Origin of the sequence: Exiguobacterium aurantiacum DSM 6208 (genome assembly GCF_000702585.1) — a bacterium.
Taxonomy (GTDB): domain Bacteria; phylum Bacillota; class Bacilli; order Exiguobacteriales; family Exiguobacteriaceae; genus Exiguobacterium; species Exiguobacterium aurantiacum.
This window is the reverse complement of record NZ_JNIQ01000001.1, coordinates 786348-802592: the sequence shown is the minus strand read 5'-3', so window position 1 is coordinate 802592 and position 16245 is coordinate 786348. Positions and strand designations below refer to the sequence as shown.

Here is a 16245-nt window from a genome sequence, read left to right as displayed (position 1 = left end):
GTGACTACCTCCTATATCATTCAACGATACATTTCTTAACCTCACTATATATCGTTGAATGATATATGTCAATAAATGATATAAAAAAAGCCACGGACTGATTCGTCCGTGACCTTGTCAACTCGTCACATAATCGAGGTCGTGCAAGATGTACGCCAAGAAGAAAATCATACTCGGATTCTCATAGCGCATCTGCACTTTCCGTAGCTGTTCCCGATAGATGACCTCATACTCGGCCCCGTTCATCTTTCGCTCCATGTTCATCTTGATGAGGGCGTCGAGTTTGTCCATCATGTCGACGAGCTTGCCTTCATACGTGTCATCCTTCGAATCGGCCATATAACGCCGGAACGCCGGTTGCATGTAGTCAGGGAGGAGCGACAACAGCGCCTCGCTCTCGGCTCGTTCGTACGCCTCGAACGCCTGTCCCGTCTCCGTCGTCGCGTGTTTCACCGGACCGAGTACATCCCCGGTCACCCCTTCGACGAGGTCGTGACAAAGCAAGCGCGCGACGAGTTCCGCCACATCGACGTCGACACCGTACTTCTTCTGCTCCAACAGTCCGCTGAACATCCCGAGCGCTGCCGCCCGGAAACCGTGAATCGCGTCGTTGTCGTCAATCGTGTTGAAACGGCCTTTCCAGCGCCGGACGCTGTCCATGCGCATGACGTTCTCGATGAACGTCGCCACTTCTGTCTCTTGCTCGACTTGATCGTACAGCCAGCGGACGGAAGCGAGCGGATGCTCCCGGAGCGCCGCCTTCATCTCTTCGAGTTTCGCGACGAAGTGCGGAGACCCGTGCGCCACCTCGCGCCGGACGAACAGCATCGCATCGAACGAGTCGATGCCGTCGACGATCCGTCCTTCGAACGAGTCGTCCTCCGCCTCGACGAGGAAGCGGTAGAAGTCAGGACGGAGCGACTGCGACAATAAGTCGACGAGACCGAGGCTTGCCGTCCGCTCCATCCGCTCGATATGTTCTTTCAACGTCGGCTCTTTTTTCGTCCGGTGCATGATCGGCCCGGTCTGCACTTCGTTCATATCATGGAAGAGCGCCTTGCCCAGGACGTCGAGCAACTTGACGGGACGTCCCGCTTGTTCTTCATAGTAGGCCGCAATCAAACTGAAAACCGCGACGCGAAAACTATGGCTCGCCGCATTGTCGTGGTAGTGCGGCGCGTACTCGTCCCAACGTTGGACGTTTTGCATGCGTGTCATCTTGCGGATAAATGTTCCGTTATACATTACATTCCTCCTCGTCCATTCAATCGTTCCCACGTGTCGTCGTGACAGACGACGTATAACATGTCGCTCGCTTCGAGCGGTGTGTCGAGCACGGTCGCGTAGTCGAGCCGGTCGTTGACGGCCATGAGCGTGACGCCTTGACCGAGCACTTCATCGATCGCCTTCTTCGTCTTCGGTGACCACCCGATATAGACGTAATGGCCTTCTCCTCGATACATGAGTTTCCCCTCCCGTTTTAACCGTTGAAACGTCGCACCGACTTCAACGAGCTTTCCAATCAACGCCCCGATAATCCCGATCCCGAATAAGAACAAAAAAATCCCGAGCCAACGCCCGGCGACCGATGACGGGAAAAAGTCACCGTAGCCGACCGTCGTGAGCGTCGTCATCGTCCACCAGAACGAGTCGAACAACGACGGGAACGTCTCCGGCTCCACCCAATACCCGACGAGCGTACCCGTCAAGATGATGACGAGCGAGGCGAGCACGATGTTCAAAAAAGACAGTTTGGACAATCCGCGCCAAACGCGAAAAAAGATATGCACTGAAATCACTCGCTTTCTCGGATATACTAGTAACAACTCAATTGGTTTACGAAACCCGTCTCGACTCGGTTCCGTATAGATAGAAAAAAGAAAGGACTGACTTATGAATTCCATCGTTTTAGAATACCGACTCTATAAAAATGAGCTGTCGTTTGAGCCGCTCTACCATTATACATCGCTCGGGCTCGATGAAGTACTCGCCCGGCGTGAATGCGAGTTTTTCGTCAAGGACGGCATGACGTATAAACAACGTTCGTCCGCGCTCGAAGGCGAGCAGTACTTTTTGATTTACGTCGACCGTTACACGGAAGGCCCGGTCGACAAAAAAGAGACCGACGACATCAAAGTCGAAATTCGCACGCTCGACGACCGGTTCGACAACCCGCTCCTTGAAGCGTATTATGTCGACCGTCACTTGGACGCCCTTGCCATGCTCGGCAGCCAGTACGTGTATGTCGGCGGCAACGAATATGAACGTGACTCGGCCGAAACGGATGAAGACCGTGGCGCCTATGTGCTCTATGTCACCCCGACTGGTTATACATTGGAGGAAACAACATGAAGACGAGCAAGAAAATTTTGAGCGGTCTGTCGGCCGCTGTATTGACCGCCTCCCTCGCCGCCTGTGGGATGGACGAGACGGAACAAGCGACGCTCCCGGAAGAGCCGACCGGTTACGAGTGCGACGATTGGGAATGGGATGCGGAGACCGAGTCGTATTATTGTGACGACCGGCGCTCCCCGCACTTCGGCAGCTTCTTTTTACTCGGCAGCCTGTTCAATTCCAAGAGTTCGTTAAAAAACTCGTCGACGTACCAAAACTATCGCTCGAACGGCGGCGCGAGCAGCATCACGCCGAACCGGTCGAACCCAAGTTCTAACTCGGGTCTCGGCAGCGGCTCAAAAGGCGGCTTCGGCGGATGAACCGTGACGCCTTGTTCGCGCAAATCCCTTACTTTTGGCCGGATTTGAACGAGGAAGAGTATGCGCTCTATGACTGTCTCGTCTATTCAAAAGAGGAAGTCGAGCGGATTCGTACGGCGACACGTGACGTCGACATGATTTTCCGCAAGGCGAACCGGCTGCTGCGGACGCTGCCGGACGAGACGCTCCGTCTCCTCGGTTACCCGGAGGCGAGCCTGCCGTTCCTTCGGGACAAGGCGCTCCCGCAAGAGACGATCATCGGCCGCTACGACTGGATCGTGAAAGACGGCGCGCTCAAGCTGATGGAATTCAATGCCGACACGCCGACATTCATTAAAGAACTGTTCGACGTGAACCGGTACGTGACGACAGCATTTGGACTCGACGACCCAAACGTCGGCGCAACCGAGTTGCTTCGAAGCGAGCTACGGAAAGCAATCATCGCCGCGTGGCAGCGGCTCGCGAAAGGCGGGACGCCGAAAATCGTCTTCACGGCCCATGACGACAACATCGAGGACAAATGGACGACGCGTTTCCTTCAAGAGACGCTCGATTTGCCGTCCGAATTCGTCGCCCTGCACGAACTTCTCGTCGAACGTGACGGGGTGTATACGCCTTCCGGTGAGCGGGTCGACGTCTTGTATCGGCAGACGTACCCGGTCGAGCATCTGGTCGATGACGTGGCACCGGACGGGACGCAGATCGGCGTTCGCCTGCTCGAACTGAACGAGGCGAAACATGTCTCGCTCCTCAATCCGTTATCGGCGTTCCTCATGCAGTCTAAGGGCGTGCAAGCGTTCATTTGGGAGCTATACGAAAACGAGATGTTCTTCGATGAGACAGAACGTGCCATCATCCGCACGTACTTTTTGCCGACCTACCTCGAGCCCGACCCGTTTTTAAATCAGAGTGCCTACGTGCAAAAGCCCGCCTTCGGACGTGAAGGGGACTCGGTCATCTTGTACGAGAAGGACGGCACGCCGTTCCATAAAGAAGCGCTTCAAACGTATGCGAACGAGACGGCCGTCTTTCAACGATTCGATGAGTTGCCGGTCCGGAAGACGAACACGGTGAATGGCACGATCGACACGCATTATATGATCGGTTGTTTTTGTTTGAACGGTCGCCCGTCCGCGCTCGGCGCGCGGGCCGGCAGCATGATCACGAACAACCAGTCCTACTACTTAGCCATCGGCACACAAAAGGAGAATAACTCATGACGTTCATCACGCTCGATTCGATTTTGAGCTTTTTGGCCCACCTCGGTACGGGGTTTGCCCTCATCTTGATTGGTCTCGTCGTCTTCGCCTTGACGACGAAGTATTCAGAACGAAAACTGATCAAAGCCGGCAACGTCGCCGTCGCCTTGAAACTATGGGGCAAGGCGCTCGGTCTCGCCATCGTCATCTACACGGTATGGGCGAACAGCGTCAACTTGCTCGATGCCTTCATTTGGGGCATCGTCGGGATCCTCGCCCAAGTGCTCGCGTTTTGGACGTTCGAGTACGTGCTCACGCCTGGCGTGAACTTGGAGAAAGAAGTCGAGAACGGCAACCTCGCCGTCGGCCTCAGCCTCTTCTCGGCCTCGCTCGTCGTTGGCATCATCGTCGCAGCGAGCTTGACGTATTGACGACATATAAAAACCGCAAACCGATGACCGGTGTGCGGTAGTGTGACGACTGCTTTGGCGGTCGTCTTTTCTTATGTCCGCGCGAGGGTGGCCGATGGGCCGAAGAACTCGTAACGGGCGTGCGGGATCGTTTGCACGACCGTCTCCATCATTGCCGTCGGGCCACACGTGTAGACGTCATGTCCATCGACATCGAGTGCCTCAAGCTGTGCCGCGCTCATGCAGCCTGATACGTCGTCGACGTGTGTGATGAGCTCGAGTCCGTCGTTCACAAGTTCGTCGAGCTCTTTACCGAGCGGACGGAGGTTCGTGCTGCGGACCGCATGCAATAGTGTGACCGAACGGCCTTCACCGAGCGCTGTCTTCGCCATGTTGAAGAGCGGCGTGATGCCGATGCCGCCGGCGACGAGCGTGAGCGGACGCTCCGACGCTTCGAGGACGAATTCACCAGCTGGCGCGCTCACTGGGATCTCTGTACCGACCGTCTGAGCATGGAGCCAGTTCGAGACGAGTCCTTCTGCTTTCGGCGCAATCCAGTAGCCGTCTGCTGTCGTCTCGACGACGCTGTATTGACGGTGGTGCAAAATGTCTTCCCCTTCGATGCGGGCTTGGACCGAAATGTATTGACCGGGGATGGCCGTCCCGACGACGCCATCGTTGGCGACAAGGCGGAATCGTTTTACTTCCGGCGTATCCTCGATCACTTCAGCGACTGTGAACGGCTTGAAGCCGAGCCAAGGCGCCTCCTCATACATCTGTTTCTCGAGCGAGATGAAGACGTCGGCGATGACACCGTACGCTTTCGCCCACGCATCGATGATGTCCGGTGTGGCCGCTTCACCGAGCACGTCTTGAATCGCCCCGAGCAAGTTCTCACCGACAATCGGATAATGTTCCGGCCGGATGTTCAAACTTTTATGTTTATGAAGCGCCGGTTGGATGGCCGGCAAGATCGCTTCGAGCCGATCGATATGGACAGCTGCCGCATAGACGGCATTCGCGAGCGCCTCTGGCTGACGGCCGCGTTGTTGGTTCGTATGGTTGAAGAAGTGACGAACTTCCGGGTTATTTTCGAACATGCGCTTATAAAAGTGACTCGTGATGGCGACACCGTGGTCTTTCAAGACCGGCGCCGTCGCTTTAACGATATCCATCGTTTGTTGATCTAACATACGTGTTTCCCCCTTTTTGAAAGTACACGTCCATTATGTGAGTTACGTCACTCTAAAAGCAATATATAAAATACTTGTTTAATCACAAGTTCGAATTTCCGACTTGAATCCGCCACGCTTTTTTCACATCTTCCATCGTCGCGCTTTTACGGGATGTCTTGTACAATGGACGGATGAAGAGGTGATTTCATGCGGCTCACGCAAACGTGCGACTACGCACTCCGAACGCTCATGTATAGCGCCACGTTCTCCCATCGTCTCGTGACGATCCAAGAAGTGGCGGACCAATATCAAATCTCGAAGAACCACGTCATGAAAGTCGTCTATGAGCTCGGTAAGCACGGGTATCTCGAATCGGTGCGCGGACGCGGCGGCGGTTTCCGACTTGCCCGACCGATGGAAGACATCAACGTCGGCGACGTCGTCCGAACGATGGAACCGTTCGAGCTCGTCGAGTGTTTCGGCGAAGGCCGCTGTGTCATCGCACCCGCGTGTGACTTGCGGAGCGTGTTGAACGAGGCGATGCTCGCCTTCCTGCACGTGCTCGACCGTTACACGATCGCCGACCTCGTCGCCAACCGGACGAACGAACTGGCGCTATTTTTAGGCGTACAAAAGCCGACGGACTAAACGAGTCTGTCGGCTCTTTGCTTATAACGGCTTCAATTTCGCCTCGATTTCCGCTCGTCGTGGCTCAAGAAATGGCGGCAAGGCCAACCGCTCCCCTAGCGTCTCGACCGGCTCATCGGTCGCAAAGCCGGGCCCGTCTGTCGCGAGCTCGACCAAAATCCCGCTCGGTTCACGGAAGTAAATCGACTTGAAATAGTAGCGGTCGATCAGTCCCGAGTGGCTGATGCTGAATGAATCGAGCCGCTCGACCCAACGCTCCATCTCTAAATCATCTTCGACGCGAATGGCGACGTGATGGACACTGCCCCGACCCGGTCGCTCCGACGGGACATCGGGACGATTGACGAGATGAATCTCCGTCGCCACGCCCCCGTCACCTGTCTCGAAGACACGTACCGTCTGACCGTTTCGCTCGAATGCGGACGCGAAGCGATAACCGAGCACGTCCGTCAACACCCGTTCCGTCTTCTCGATCCGTCGCACCGTCCATTCACTGAAGCCGAGCCCGAAGATGGCGACGTCCTCCGGCACCGGTCCATTTTTCCATGGTGTCCCTGACCCGCCCTCGACGAGACAGAGGCGCTGTCCTTCCCCGTCCTCGAAATCCAGCGTCGGTCGGCCGAGTACCTCCTCTACCGGATCATGCAGGACATCGAATTCGGCAAACCGCTCCAGCCAGTACGGCAATGCCCCTGCCGGCACCCGAAGCGCTGTCCGCGAGATGCTGCTGCTTCCTCGATACGTCTGTCCGAGAAACGGCAGTTCGAAGAACGTCAAGTCGGTCCCCGGCGTCCCCATTTCATCCGCGTAAAACAAGTGGTACATCGACGGATCGTCTTGATTGACCGTCTTTTTGACGAGCCTCATGCCTAAAACCTCCGTGTAAAATCGCAAGTTCTTCCACGCGTCCCCTGTCATCGCCGAGACGTGGTGCTGCCCTAAAATCGCCTTCATCGGTTTCTCCCCTTTCCCGTTTGATTCTATTGTACCACCACTAAATAAGTAAAGTTAAATTTACATAAAGTAAAGTTTGTTTTACACTGTTGTTAGAAACAGGAAATGAGGTGGCGCCATGCCATTAGCCAATCGTGTCAAAGAGTTGCGGGCCCGGCATCAATTGACGCAAGGCGACCTTGCGACCAAAGTCGGCGTGACGAGACAGACGATCATCTCGCTCGAGAAAGGGAGTTACACGCCCTCCCTCATGCTCGCGATGCAAATCGCCCGCGTGTTCGAGGAGCCGGTCGAATCTATTTTTACAATTGAGGAGGAAACAAAATGAAACGTGTCATCGTTCAATCCATCTCGAGTATCATCTTATACGTCTTGATGGCGTTCACCGTGGCGTCATTCGCCTCGACGATCACCCGGTCGATGGCTGCCCTTGAAGCCGGCGTGTTCGAGCTAGAGTTCAACCTCTTGCCGTTCGTTTTGTTGATCGTCTTCTTTATCGTCTGGACGATCTATTCGTTCCGGACGCGTCCGAATCAACAGATGAGCTTCGGTCAATGGTCGGTCCGTATGACCGAATTCAGCGAAGTCGATGAACGCGAGGCGTTGATCACAGCGAAAGCGACGAAAGCGGCGTACGTCTCGTTCAACATCTCGGTCCCGTTCTTCATGCTCACGTTCTTCTTCTACCCGGTATTTCAAACAGCGTGGCCGACGTATCCGGTGTTCGCGCTCGTCGCCACCCTCATCATCGCGAACCTCGTCTATATGACGACGTGGATTCGTGCTTATAATCGTTAAGGAATTCACAGCGAATTCCTTTTTTTGTGTCGATTTTTCGTCGAGTCGGACGTCACGATTGCCAATCTCGTCTCGTCGTGCTTATATATAACTAAATGGTTATATACTAATTTGTTGAAGGGGTCTTGTTTTGTGAAAACCGTCGATTTGACGACCGGAAGCGTGCAGCGCGTCATCTTAGCGCTCGCCCTCCCGCTCGTCGGCAGCTCGCTCTTACAGTTTACGTACAGTCTCGTCGATATGTTTTGGGTCGGTGCGCTTGGAAGCGACGCCGTCGCCAGTATCGGCGCGGCCAGTTTTTATATTATGCTCGCTCAGGCGGTTCAGTCTTTGATCGTCGTCGGTGCCGGCATCAAAGTGTCACAAGCCGTCGGCAAGCGCGACGATGATTTGATTCAACGTTATGTACGGAGCGGCAGACGGCTGAACGGCGGGCTCGGGCTTTTGTCCGCCCTCCTGCTCGTCTCACTCGGACCGACGCTTATCGGCTTCTTGAATATGAACGCACCACCCGTCGAGCGCCTCGCCTATCACTATTTGCTCGTCAGCGCCCCGATGCTCTTGTTCTCGTTCTACAACTTGCTGTTCGCCCGCCTGTTCAGTGCCTATGGCAACACGACGACGGCGATGCGAATCAACGCGACCGGTGTCATCCTCAACATGATGCTGTCACCGCTCTTCATCTATCCGTTCGGGCTGGGCGTACTCGGGGCCGGTCTCGCGACACTCGTCGCCAACGCCGTCATGTTCGGCTTCTTTTGGCATCGGGCCCGGGCGCTATTGGACTGGAACGAGACGGTCACACCGGTCCGTGCCGACTACACCGAGATTGTCCGCCTCGGTTTTCCGATGGCGACGCAGCGCGTCCTGTTCACCGTCATCAGCATCTTTCTCGCCCGCATGATCGGTTCATACGGGACCGAGGCGATCGCGGCCCAGCGCATCGGCCTTCAAATCGAGTCGATCGCCTACATGATGATCGGCGGACTGAACGGCGCCATCGCGAGCTATACCGGCCAAAATCTAGGTGCCCGGAAAATTGACCGCGTGCACGAAGGATATCGCGTGACGACGCGCCTCGGCATGCTCTATACCGGGCTGATCACACTCGTCTTCCTCGCCTTCCCGGACATGCTCATCCGTGCCTTCGTCGATGATCCGATGACGATCGAGATCGGGGCCAGTTATTTACGCATCATCGGTGTATCACTCATCTTCGCCTCGCTTGAGATGATCGGGAACGGCTACTTCTCCGGAATCGGTCTGCCGAAAATCCCGGCGACAATCTCGATCGTCTTCACCGTCGCCCGTATCCCGCTCGCCATCGTCCTTGAACCATACCTCGGCATCGACGCCATCTGGTGGAGCATCGCCATCTCGAGCATCGTCAAAGGGCTCGTCTCCGCATTATATGTCCGACTAACAAAAAAGGAAGTGACTTCCCTTGCAGAAGCGATTTGAACAGCTATCGAAACAATTGCTCACGAGCGGTCGGTTCGCCATCGAACGTGAGATGCTCCGCGTCACCGCCGACGGAACGCTCGCACTGACGAAACATCCGGAAAGCCTCGGCGACAAGGCGACGCATCCGTACATCACGACCGACTTTTCCGAAAGTCAGATTGAGTTGATCACGCCGACGTTTTCAACCGTCGAGGCGGCGCACAACTTTTTAGAGACACTCTATGACATCACGGCGCTGCATATCGGCGACGAACGCCTCTGGCCGCAGTCGATGCCGTGCGCCCTCCCGGACGGCGGGGCGATCCCGCTCGCCGACTTCGGCAGTTCGGGCGGTGAGGCCGAACGCTACCGGGAGCATTTGCTTCAAAAATACGGGGCGAAAAAACAGCTCATCTCCGGCATCCATTTCAACTTCTCGTTCGCAGACGACTTGATCACGGCTTTATACGAAGGGTCGCCTGAACAGTATGACCGCTTCAAAAATGAGCTCTATTTGAAGCTCGTCCGCAACTATTTACGGACACGTTGGCTCATCGTCTATCTATTAGGCGGGACGCCCGCCGTCCATACGAGTTACGAAGAACGTTGCGTCAGCCAGATGCAGGCACTGAGCGAAGACGTGTATTCCAATACGACGGCCCTCTCGTACCGGAATAGCGACTGTGGTTATACGAATGTTGAACCGCTCTACCCGGACTACACGACGCTCACCGATTACACGAGCAGTGTCCGCCGCTTCATCACGAAAGGCGACATCGCCAACCCGAACGAGCTGTACTCGCCGATTCGCTTGAAGACGTCCCGGGGCGGGAACGATTTAGAGCGACTTGAAACGAACGGCATCGACTATATCGAGATTCGCAACATCGATTTGAACCCCTTCGAGAAGACGGGTATCGCCCTCGACGACTTGAAGTTCCTGCACATCTTCCTGCTCTACTTGGCGTTAAAAGACGAGACGGACTTCGCGAACTGGCAAGCCGAGGCGTTCCACAACCAACAACGTGTCGCCAAAGAAGGCCTGTCCCCGACGCTCACGTTGCACCAGGATGGCGACTCGATCGCCTTACACACGTATGCGAACGAACTGTTAGATGACATCGAAGCGTTCAACACTCGCTACGCCCTCGGGTTCGAGGACGTCTTCGCCTCTGTCCGGGAACGAATCGACCATGTGGATACGACGTATTCGGCACGGTTGACGAAAGTGATGACAACCGAAGGCTACACGGCCTGGTCACTCCGGCAAGCTGAACGGTTCTATCAAGATGCCTACGCCAATCGCTTCCGGATGCACGGCTACACCGACATGGAGCTGTCGACACAGATTTTGATGAAGGCGGCCTTGAAGCGTGGCTATGCCGTTGATGTCATCGACCGGGACGACCAGTTTATCCGGGTTCGGAACGGCCACCAGACCGAATACGTCAAACAGGCGACGAAGACGTCGAAAGACAACTACGTGTCGGTGCTCATGATGGAGAACAAGACGGTGACGAAACATGTGCTCGCCGAACACGGCATCGATGTCCCGAGCGGCGTGGAGTTGCGCGACGAGGACGACTTGCGCTCGGTGTGGACCACTTTCGCGGGACGCCCCATCGTCTTAAAACCGAAATCGACGAACTTCGGGATTGGCATCCACATTTTCAAAGACGGCACGACGCTCGACGAGGCGCTCGAGTCGTTCTATCATGCCAAAACGTTCGACGACGTCGTCTTACTCGAGACGTTCTTGCCCGGAAAAGAGTATCGTTTCCTCGTCATCGGCGATGAAGTCGCAGGCATTCTCCACCGTGTCCCGGCGAACGTGAACGGGGACGGCGTCTCGACGATTCGCGAGCTCGTCGCCAAGAAAAACGAAGACCCGCTCCGCGGAAAAGGATATAAGACCCCGCTCGAGAAAATCGAGATCGATGACATCGTCGTGGCGTTCCTGCGCCCTCAAGGCAAGACACCAGACAGTGTGCTCGCGGACGGAGAGCGCGTCTTTCTTCGCGAAAACTCGAACATTAGCACCGGCGGCGATAGCATCGACTATACGGACCGGATTGCCGACACGTATAAACAGATCGCGGTCGCGGCCGCGAAGGCGGTCGGCGCGACGATTTGCGGCGTCGACATGATGATCCCATCGCTCGAGCGTGAAGGTGACTACGGCATCATCGAGCTGAACTTCAATCCGGCCATCCATATCCACTCGTTCCCATACGAAGGAAAGGAACGCCCCATCGGTGAGACGGTGCTCGATTTGTTGTTTGACTGAACAAGTTGCACTTGTCCGAAAACTGGGAATAAGGACTACATTGAGGTCAAGACGCTTTTTCACGAAAGGGGACATTTCAATGGGGGCTGTCAAATCGCACGTGGAAGGCAACACGCTCGTCGTCGAACGTAGCTTCCGGGCACCGCACGAGCTCGTGTTCGAAGCCTTCTCGAGTCCGACCCATCTCGAATCCTGGTGGGGTCCGGCCGGATGGAAGACCGAGGTACGCACGTTCGAATTCGAACCGGGCGGGACGTGGCATTACAAAATGACGTGTGTCGACAAGGAGCAAGGCGATTATTACGGCATGGATTCATGGGGGAAATCGACGTTCCTCGAGATTAAACCACATCGAAAAATCGTCTATACGGATGCGTTCTCAGACGCGGACGGGCACGTCAATCCCGACTTTCCGGTCATGACGATTACGAACGAATTTTTAGACATTCCGGGTGGGACGTTGCTCGTCAGTCGCTCCGAGTTCACGGACGCCGAGTCACTCGAGAAAGTCATCGAGATGGGCGCCGTCGAAGGTTTCGCCTCACAGCTCGATCGGCTTGATACAATCGTCTCAAGATAACAATAAGCACCGTAGCCTTCTGTTTAGGCGCGGTGCTTATTGTTGTGTTAGATTTCTCTGTCCAGACTTTCAAATAGACGCACAAGTTGCGCTTCGTGAATCTCTCCAACCGCATCCCCGACACTGATCTCGGTCGAACAATAGCCGTCATGTGGGACGAGATACCCTGTGATTCCGACCCCAGTTTCAATGTGAACGGATTGAATCCATGCCGCGACCGCCTCATACTCCCCTTCAAAATGAAGATGAAACATGTTCGTCACCGGGACGTCCGGGGTCGTCCAGACACCGTCGAGCGCATTGAACCGGCGTGCGAATGCTTTGGCTTGTTCATAGTATGTCCCCATCCGGTCTTTCCGCAGCTCATAGTAATAGTCGGCCGGGATGATGTACGGGTACAGCCCGATCAAATCCCCGCCGTACCGCCGTTTCCAAACTCTCGCTTCGGTACAGAACGATTTCGGTCCGGCCAAGATGGCGCCGGCGATTCCGCCGATCCCTTTATAAAACGAGACGTAGACGCTATCGAACAGCGCGCACACTTCCTCCGCCGTCTTCTCATAATACGGAAGCGTCTCGAACAAGCGCGCCCCATCGAGATGTAGACGAATGCCTCGCTCACGACAATGACGACTAATTGCCTCAAGTTCTGTGAAGGTTGGCAAGTAGCCACCGAGTTCGCGTTGCGGCAACTCAATCAACAGACACGCCACATCCGGCAGCGCCTGCACTTCTTCAAACATCATCAACCGGTCCGACTCCCCAATCAAGATCGGCTCGAGGTGATGCAGTTCCTTTAAGCCGTCCTGTTCGTGAATCTCCAGGTGACAGAGCGGATGATAGGCGACGCGTCGGTTCTCCGTCTCGTCCGCCCAAATGCGTAACGCGATCTGTTGCGCCATCGTGCCGCTCGGGAAGAAGATGGCGTCTTCCGTGCCGAGTTCTTGCGCCAGTTTCTGCTCGAACCGCTCAATCGCTTCGCCCGTCCCGTAATGGTCGCTCGCCTGATTCGGATCAACGTCGGCGAACGCCTGTTGCAAGACGCCGACGTTCCGTCTGCCGTGACCGCTCAGTTGATGCGACGTCTGTTGATACGATGTGCGTAAATCCATGTCATCCCCTCCAAAAATAGCCCCCTATCCATAGATAGGAGGCACGATGATTAATCGCGTACCCGGACGATCAATTTCCCGCGTACTTTTCGTGTTTGCAGTTGTTCCAAACCATCTTTCAACCGATCGAACGGCAAAACGTCCGTGACGAGAGCGTTCAACTCGCCCGCCTCGAGCAGCTTCATCAACTCTTCGGCCATATACGCCAAGTTGCGGATGGCGCGCTCATCCTCACTCGCGTGGGCCGCACCGAGGGCGACCTCATGGATGGACGGCGAGAGCGTAAAGCCTTTCACGTTCGACGTATCCGGTGGACCGGCGATGTAGGCAAGCTGTCCGCTGAAGGCGAGCCGGTCGAGGTCGGCTGTCGCGACGTCACGACCGACCGTGTTTAAGATGAGGTCGACACCGCGGCCGTCCGTCTCTTCCATGATCCTTTCCGTCACGTCTTCCGTGTTATAGTCGATGGCGACATCGGCACCGAGCGCTTTCACCCAGTCAAAATTGTCAGGCGACGCCGTCGTGAATACCTTAAGCCCAAGTTTCTTCGCAAGTTGGATCGCATAGCCGCCGACTCCGCCCGCCCCGGCGTGGACGAGAATCGTCTCTTTGTCGCGCGTGTTCAACTTCTGCATGACCGCCTCATACGCCGTCATACCGGCACAGAGGATGGCCGCTGCCGCCTCATCGCTCACGTCAGGCGGAACGACGGCGCAGGCGCGCGCGTCGACGACCGCATACTCGGCGAAGCCGCCGTTATTTCCGAGACTCGTATGGACGGCGACACGTGAACCGGTGATGATGTTGGCGAGGCTCGAGCCGACTTCGACGACTTCCCCGACGAGGTCGACCCCGAGGATGTGCGGGTACGACCAGTTCGGGTTGCCGTTCGTGCCGACTTTATAGTCGACCGGGTTCAATGCGACCGCTTCGACTTTGATGAGCAGTTCGCCTGCTCCCGGTGTCGGGCGCTCCGTCTCCCCGAGGTGTAAATGTTCGAGTCCAGGTTGATCGAGTAACCATGCCTTCATAATCAATACGCTCCTTCCGAATACGTCAGTTCATAAGAGTGTGAGTAAATCTCGACGAGGTTACCGAACGGGTCTTCACAGTACACCATCCGGTACGGCTTATCGCCCGGGTAATACTCCCGGATCGGCATCCGTTGTTTGCCGCCATGGGCGACGATTTTCTCGACGAGTCCCTCGATGTCCGGGTCTTGAACGCAGTAGTGGAAGATGCCCGTCTTCCAGAACTCGAAATTGTCCTCCGGTTTCTCATTATTCGGGAACTCGAACAGCTCGATGCCGATCTTGTCACCGGTCGACATGTGGGCGATTTTGAAACTGCCCCAGCCCGGACCGAACACGTCGGTGCACATGACGCCGATCGGCGAGTCGTCCTCGACGACGTCCGACGGTTGCATGATCGTGTACCAGCCCATCACGTCCTCATAGAATGTAACTGCTTCCGCCACACTCGGGACCGATAGTCCGATATGTGAGAATGTACGTGGATATGTCAAAGTGATCCGCTCCTTTTTGTTTGCTCAATTTGTTGGATAACGATACGATACCTTCATCGAAGCAAGAAAAATAGTACGCACATTGAAGTAACTACCCGAAAGCGAGGCAAACTGAACATGACGACCCCGTTCCCTGTCAACAAGGCACTCGACATCATCGGCGGTAAATGGCGCCCCCAAGTGTACTGTACGCTCGAGAACGGACCACGCCGTTTCTCAGACATTCAGCGCGCCATCCCCGACGTCAGCCGCAAAGTGTTGACCGACCAACTGCGTGAACTCGAACAGCTCGGCATGGTGCGCCGCATCGACTATTCGACAGAGAAGCAGCTGCACGTCGAATATTCGCTCACCGAGGAAGCGCTCAGCCTGCAGCCGGCAATGAAGGCGCTCTGCTCGTGGGGCGAGACACGAGACGAATAAACCCTCGCCGAATCCGGCGAGGGTTTTGTCATGCTGCGAATAGGCTGATCAGATTTCCGTCCGGATCGATGACGATGGCATAACGTTGCCCCCAAAACGCATCCCACGGTTCGCGGTGCGAGGCATAGCCATGCCCGACGATCGCTTCATAGCGCGCGTCCAACTCATCTCGGCTGTCGCATAAGAAGGCGAGTTCGACCCGGTGCCCCGTCGCCTGCTTCCATTCCCCGTACACCGATTCGGCCACTTCGACTGTGTCGAAGGCGAGCCGGACACCGCCGTCGTCGACCTCGACGTGCGCTTCCCCATCCATCGCTTCCGGGATCGCTAAGCCGAGCAGACGATAAAAGTCGAGCGCCCGTTTCATATCTTCGACGACGATGCCGACCATGTCTAACTTGATTCCCATGTGGTCACCCCATTCTTCAAGTTGGTGGTACTATAATGAGTGTAGCATTCCATCCTGCCCTTGAATCGAGGAAATTCACATGACGCATCAATTCGCTGTCCTGACACAGCAACAAGCAGAAATGATCGCCTTCACGTGGCATTACGAAGGCGTTTACGTATTTTACGACATCGAAGCGGACGAAGACGATTTGGTCGAATTTCTAGACGCCGAACAGCGTGGAGAGTCGGTGTTCGCCATCACGTCCGACACCGATCTGATCGGTTTCGTGAGCGTCGCACGAACGGAGGCGGAGACGGTCGACATCGGCCTCGGCATGAGACCCGATTTGACTGGGAACGGGGGCGGACGCGCGTTCCTTTCGTCGATTCTCGACTTCATCGAGGCGACGTACGCGCCCCGTCGCATCACGCTCGCCGTCGCCGCCTTCAACGAACGGGCCATTCGGCTGTATGAGGCGTGCGGGTTCAAACAGACCGGTTCGTTTCAACAACCGACGAACGGAAGTGTGTACGACTTCATCCGCATGGAACGCCAAAAAAGTCCTCAGAACTAAGCGTTCTGAGGA

20 protein-coding genes are annotated in these 16245 nt (G+C 55.8%); 12 read left to right on the top strand and 8 right to left on the bottom strand.

Annotated features, from left to right (window positions below; genetic code table 11):
* Positions 1 to 117 precede the first annotated feature (117 nt).
* Together P398_RS0104470 and P398_RS0104465 are read right to left on the bottom strand one after the other, a co-directional pair.
* Positions 118 to 1245: a YfbR-like 5'-deoxynucleotidase gene (locus P398_RS0104470; protein WP_029334195.1), complete on the bottom strand. Its 1128-nt coding sequence runs from the start codon at positions 1243 to 1245 to the stop codon at positions 118 to 120.
* Positions 1245 to 1790 carry a potassium channel family protein gene (locus tag P398_RS0104465; protein WP_029334194.1) on the bottom strand — a complete coding sequence of 182 codons (546 nt, stop codon included), beginning with the start codon at positions 1788 to 1790 and terminating at the stop codon, positions 1245 to 1247. The genes P398_RS0104470 and P398_RS0104465 overlap by 1 nt, the downstream gene beginning before the upstream one ends.
* A 103-nt stretch (positions 1791 to 1893) precedes the next feature.
* Here P398_RS0104465 and P398_RS0104460 point away from each other — a divergent pair, with 103 nt between their 5' ends.
* The 4 genes from P398_RS0104460 to P398_RS0104445 are packed head-to-tail and all read left to right on the top strand — an operon-like array spanning position 1894 to position 4344.
* Positions 1894 to 2352 (top strand): hypothetical protein, encoded by a 459-nt coding sequence (locus tag P398_RS0104460; RefSeq protein WP_024371151.1) that lies wholly within the window; start codon positions 1894 to 1896, stop codon positions 2350 to 2352.
* Complete coding sequence (locus P398_RS0104455; RefSeq protein WP_024371152.1) at positions 2349 to 2714, top strand: hypothetical protein; 366 nt, start codon at positions 2349 to 2351, stop codon at positions 2712 to 2714. Before P398_RS0104460 ends, P398_RS0104455 begins: the two co-directional genes overlap by 4 nt.
* Complete coding sequence (locus tag P398_RS0104450; protein ID WP_024371153.1) at positions 2711 to 3934, top strand: glutathionylspermidine synthase family protein; 1224 nt, start codon at positions 2711 to 2713, stop codon at positions 3932 to 3934. Before P398_RS0104455 ends, P398_RS0104450 begins: the two co-directional genes overlap by 4 nt.
* Complete coding sequence (locus tag P398_RS0104445) at positions 3931 to 4344, top strand: DUF350 domain-containing protein (RefSeq protein WP_034798888.1); 414 nt, start codon at positions 3931 to 3933, stop codon at positions 4342 to 4344. Before P398_RS0104450 ends, P398_RS0104445 begins: the two co-directional genes overlap by 4 nt.
* A gap of 71 nt (positions 4345 to 4415) precedes the next feature.
* Here P398_RS0104445 and P398_RS16030 read toward each other — a convergent pair whose 3' ends face one another.
* Positions 4416 to 5516, bottom strand: a complete 1101-nt coding sequence (locus P398_RS16030) for a globin domain-containing protein (RefSeq protein ID WP_034798886.1) — start codon at positions 5514 to 5516, stop codon at positions 4416 to 4418.
* 189 nt (positions 5517 to 5705) lie between these two features.
* On the opposite strand from P398_RS16030, the gene P398_RS0104435 reads away from it, so the two are divergent.
* On the top strand, positions 5706 to 6146 hold the full coding sequence (locus tag P398_RS0104435) for an RrF2 family transcriptional regulator (protein ID WP_029334192.1): 441 nt from the start codon (positions 5706 to 5708) through the stop codon (positions 6144 to 6146).
* Between the two features lie 21 nt (positions 6147 to 6167).
* Here the strand turns inward: P398_RS0104435 and P398_RS0104430 are convergent, their stop codons facing one another.
* The gene (locus P398_RS0104430; protein ID WP_029334191.1) at positions 6168 to 7100 is read right to left on the bottom strand and encodes a ring-cleaving dioxygenase; all 933 of its coding nucleotides are present in this window, start codon (positions 7098 to 7100) and stop codon (positions 6168 to 6170) included.
* Between the two features lie 118 nt (positions 7101 to 7218).
* Between P398_RS0104430 and P398_RS0104425 the strand changes: the two genes are divergently transcribed.
* The 5 genes from P398_RS0104425 to P398_RS0104405 all read left to right on the top strand — a co-directional run bounded on the left by P398_RS0104425 (position 7219) and on the right by P398_RS0104405 (position 12208).
* Entirely contained in the window at positions 7219 to 7428 is a 210-nt protein-coding gene (locus P398_RS0104425) for a helix-turn-helix transcriptional regulator (protein ID WP_024371158.1), read from the top strand.
* Positions 7425 to 7898, top strand: coding sequence for a hypothetical protein (locus P398_RS0104420; RefSeq protein ID WP_029334190.1), 474 nt, complete (start codon positions 7425 to 7427; stop codon positions 7896 to 7898). Before P398_RS0104425 ends, P398_RS0104420 begins: the two co-directional genes overlap by 4 nt.
* A 132-nt stretch (positions 7899 to 8030) precedes the next feature.
* The gene (locus P398_RS0104415; RefSeq protein ID WP_029334189.1) at positions 8031 to 9359 is read left to right on the top strand and encodes an MATE family efflux transporter; all 1329 of its coding nucleotides are present in this window, start codon (positions 8031 to 8033) and stop codon (positions 9357 to 9359) included.
* Complete coding sequence (gshAB, locus tag P398_RS0104410; protein WP_029334188.1) at positions 9343 to 11628, top strand: bifunctional glutamate--cysteine ligase GshA/glutathione synthetase GshB; 2286 nt, start codon at positions 9343 to 9345, stop codon at positions 11626 to 11628. Before P398_RS0104415 ends, gshAB begins: the two co-directional genes overlap by 17 nt.
* Positions 11629 to 11707: 79 nt before the next feature.
* Positions 11708 to 12208 (top strand): SRPBCC family protein, encoded by a 501-nt coding sequence (locus P398_RS0104405; protein WP_029334187.1) that lies wholly within the window; start codon positions 11708 to 11710, stop codon positions 12206 to 12208.
* Between the two features lie 47 nt (positions 12209 to 12255).
* Here P398_RS0104405 and P398_RS0104400 read toward each other — a convergent pair whose 3' ends face one another.
* Genes P398_RS0104400 through P398_RS0104390 form a run of 3 tightly spaced genes read right to left on the bottom strand, consistent with a single transcriptional unit; the run spans position 12256 to position 14845 of the window.
* The gene (locus tag P398_RS0104400; RefSeq protein ID WP_029334186.1) at positions 12256 to 13320 is read right to left on the bottom strand and encodes a threonine aldolase family protein; all 1065 of its coding nucleotides are present in this window, start codon (positions 13318 to 13320) and stop codon (positions 12256 to 12258) included.
* Between the two features lie 50 nt (positions 13321 to 13370).
* Positions 13371 to 14351 (bottom strand): zinc-binding dehydrogenase, encoded by a 981-nt coding sequence (locus tag P398_RS0104395; RefSeq protein ID WP_029334185.1) that lies wholly within the window; start codon positions 14349 to 14351, stop codon positions 13371 to 13373.
* A 2-nt stretch (positions 14352 to 14353) separates the two neighbouring features.
* Positions 14354 to 14845: a lactoylglutathione lyase family protein gene (locus P398_RS0104390; protein ID WP_029334184.1), complete on the bottom strand. Its 492-nt coding sequence runs from the start codon at positions 14843 to 14845 to the stop codon at positions 14354 to 14356.
* A 117-nt stretch (positions 14846 to 14962) separates the two neighbouring features.
* Here P398_RS0104390 and P398_RS0104385 point away from each other — a divergent pair, with 117 nt between their 5' ends.
* The gene (locus P398_RS0104385) at positions 14963 to 15268 is read left to right on the top strand and encodes a winged helix-turn-helix transcriptional regulator (RefSeq protein WP_024371172.1); all 306 of its coding nucleotides are present in this window, start codon (positions 14963 to 14965) and stop codon (positions 15266 to 15268) included.
* Between the two features lie 28 nt (positions 15269 to 15296).
* Here P398_RS0104385 and P398_RS0104380 read toward each other — a convergent pair whose 3' ends face one another.
* Positions 15297 to 15677: a VOC family protein gene (locus tag P398_RS0104380; RefSeq protein WP_029334183.1), complete on the bottom strand. Its 381-nt coding sequence runs from the start codon at positions 15675 to 15677 to the stop codon at positions 15297 to 15299.
* Between the two features lie 79 nt (positions 15678 to 15756).
* On the opposite strand from P398_RS0104380, the gene P398_RS0104375 reads away from it, so the two are divergent.
* Positions 15757 to 16233 carry a GNAT family N-acetyltransferase gene (locus P398_RS0104375; RefSeq protein WP_029334182.1) on the top strand — a complete coding sequence of 159 codons (477 nt, stop codon included), beginning with the start codon at positions 15757 to 15759 and terminating at the stop codon, positions 16231 to 16233.
* The last annotated feature ends 12 nt before the right edge of the window (positions 16234 to 16245 follow it).

Excerpts from the sequence above, each read along its gene's own strand:
- P398_RS0104400 (WP_029334186.1), bottom strand. The coding sequence starts at position 13,320 with ATGGATTTACGCACATCGTATCAACAGACGTCGCATCAACTGAGCGGT.
- P398_RS0104420 (WP_029334190.1), top strand. The coding sequence starts at position 7,425 with ATGAAACGTGTCATCGTTCAATCCATCTCGAGTATCATCTTATACGTC.
- P398_RS0104445 (WP_034798888.1), top strand. The coding sequence starts at position 3,931 with ATGACGTTCATCACGCTCGATTCGATTTTGAGCTTTTTGGCCCACCTC.
- P398_RS0104460 (WP_024371151.1), top strand. The coding sequence starts at position 1,894 with ATGAATTCCATCGTTTTAGAATACCGACTCTATAAAAATGAGCTGTCG.
- P398_RS0104455 (WP_024371152.1), top strand. The coding sequence starts at position 2,349 with ATGAAGACGAGCAAGAAAATTTTGAGCGGTCTGTCGGCCGCTGTATTG.
- P398_RS0104385 (WP_024371172.1), top strand. The coding sequence starts at position 14,963 with ATGACGACCCCGTTCCCTGTCAACAAGGCACTCGACATCATCGGCGGT.
- P398_RS0104435 (WP_029334192.1), top strand. The coding sequence starts at position 5,706 with ATGCGGCTCACGCAAACGTGCGACTACGCACTCCGAACGCTCATGTAT.
- P398_RS0104450 (WP_024371153.1), top strand. The coding sequence starts at position 2,711 with ATGAACCGTGACGCCTTGTTCGCGCAAATCCCTTACTTTTGGCCGGAT.
- P398_RS16030 (WP_034798886.1), bottom strand. The coding sequence starts at position 5,516 with ATGTTAGATCAACAAACGATGGATATCGTTAAAGCGACGGCGCCGGTC.
- P398_RS0104430 (WP_029334191.1), bottom strand. The coding sequence starts at position 7,100 with ATGAAGGCGATTTTAGGGCAGCACCACGTCTCGGCGATGACAGGGGAC.
- P398_RS0104380 (WP_029334183.1), bottom strand. The coding sequence starts at position 15,677 with ATGGGAATCAAGTTAGACATGGTCGGCATCGTCGTCGAAGATATGAAA.
- P398_RS0104405 (WP_029334187.1), top strand. The coding sequence starts at position 11,708 with ATGGGGGCTGTCAAATCGCACGTGGAAGGCAACACGCTCGTCGTCGAA.
- P398_RS0104425 (WP_024371158.1), top strand. The coding sequence starts at position 7,219 with ATGCCATTAGCCAATCGTGTCAAAGAGTTGCGGGCCCGGCATCAATTG.
- P398_RS0104375 (WP_029334182.1), top strand. The coding sequence starts at position 15,757 with ATGACGCATCAATTCGCTGTCCTGACACAGCAACAAGCAGAAATGATC.
- P398_RS0104470 (WP_029334195.1), bottom strand. The coding sequence starts at position 1,245 with ATGTATAACGGAACATTTATCCGCAAGATGACACGCATGCAAAACGTC.
- P398_RS0104395 (WP_029334185.1), bottom strand. The coding sequence starts at position 14,351 with ATGAAGGCATGGTTACTCGATCAACCTGGACTCGAACATTTACACCTC.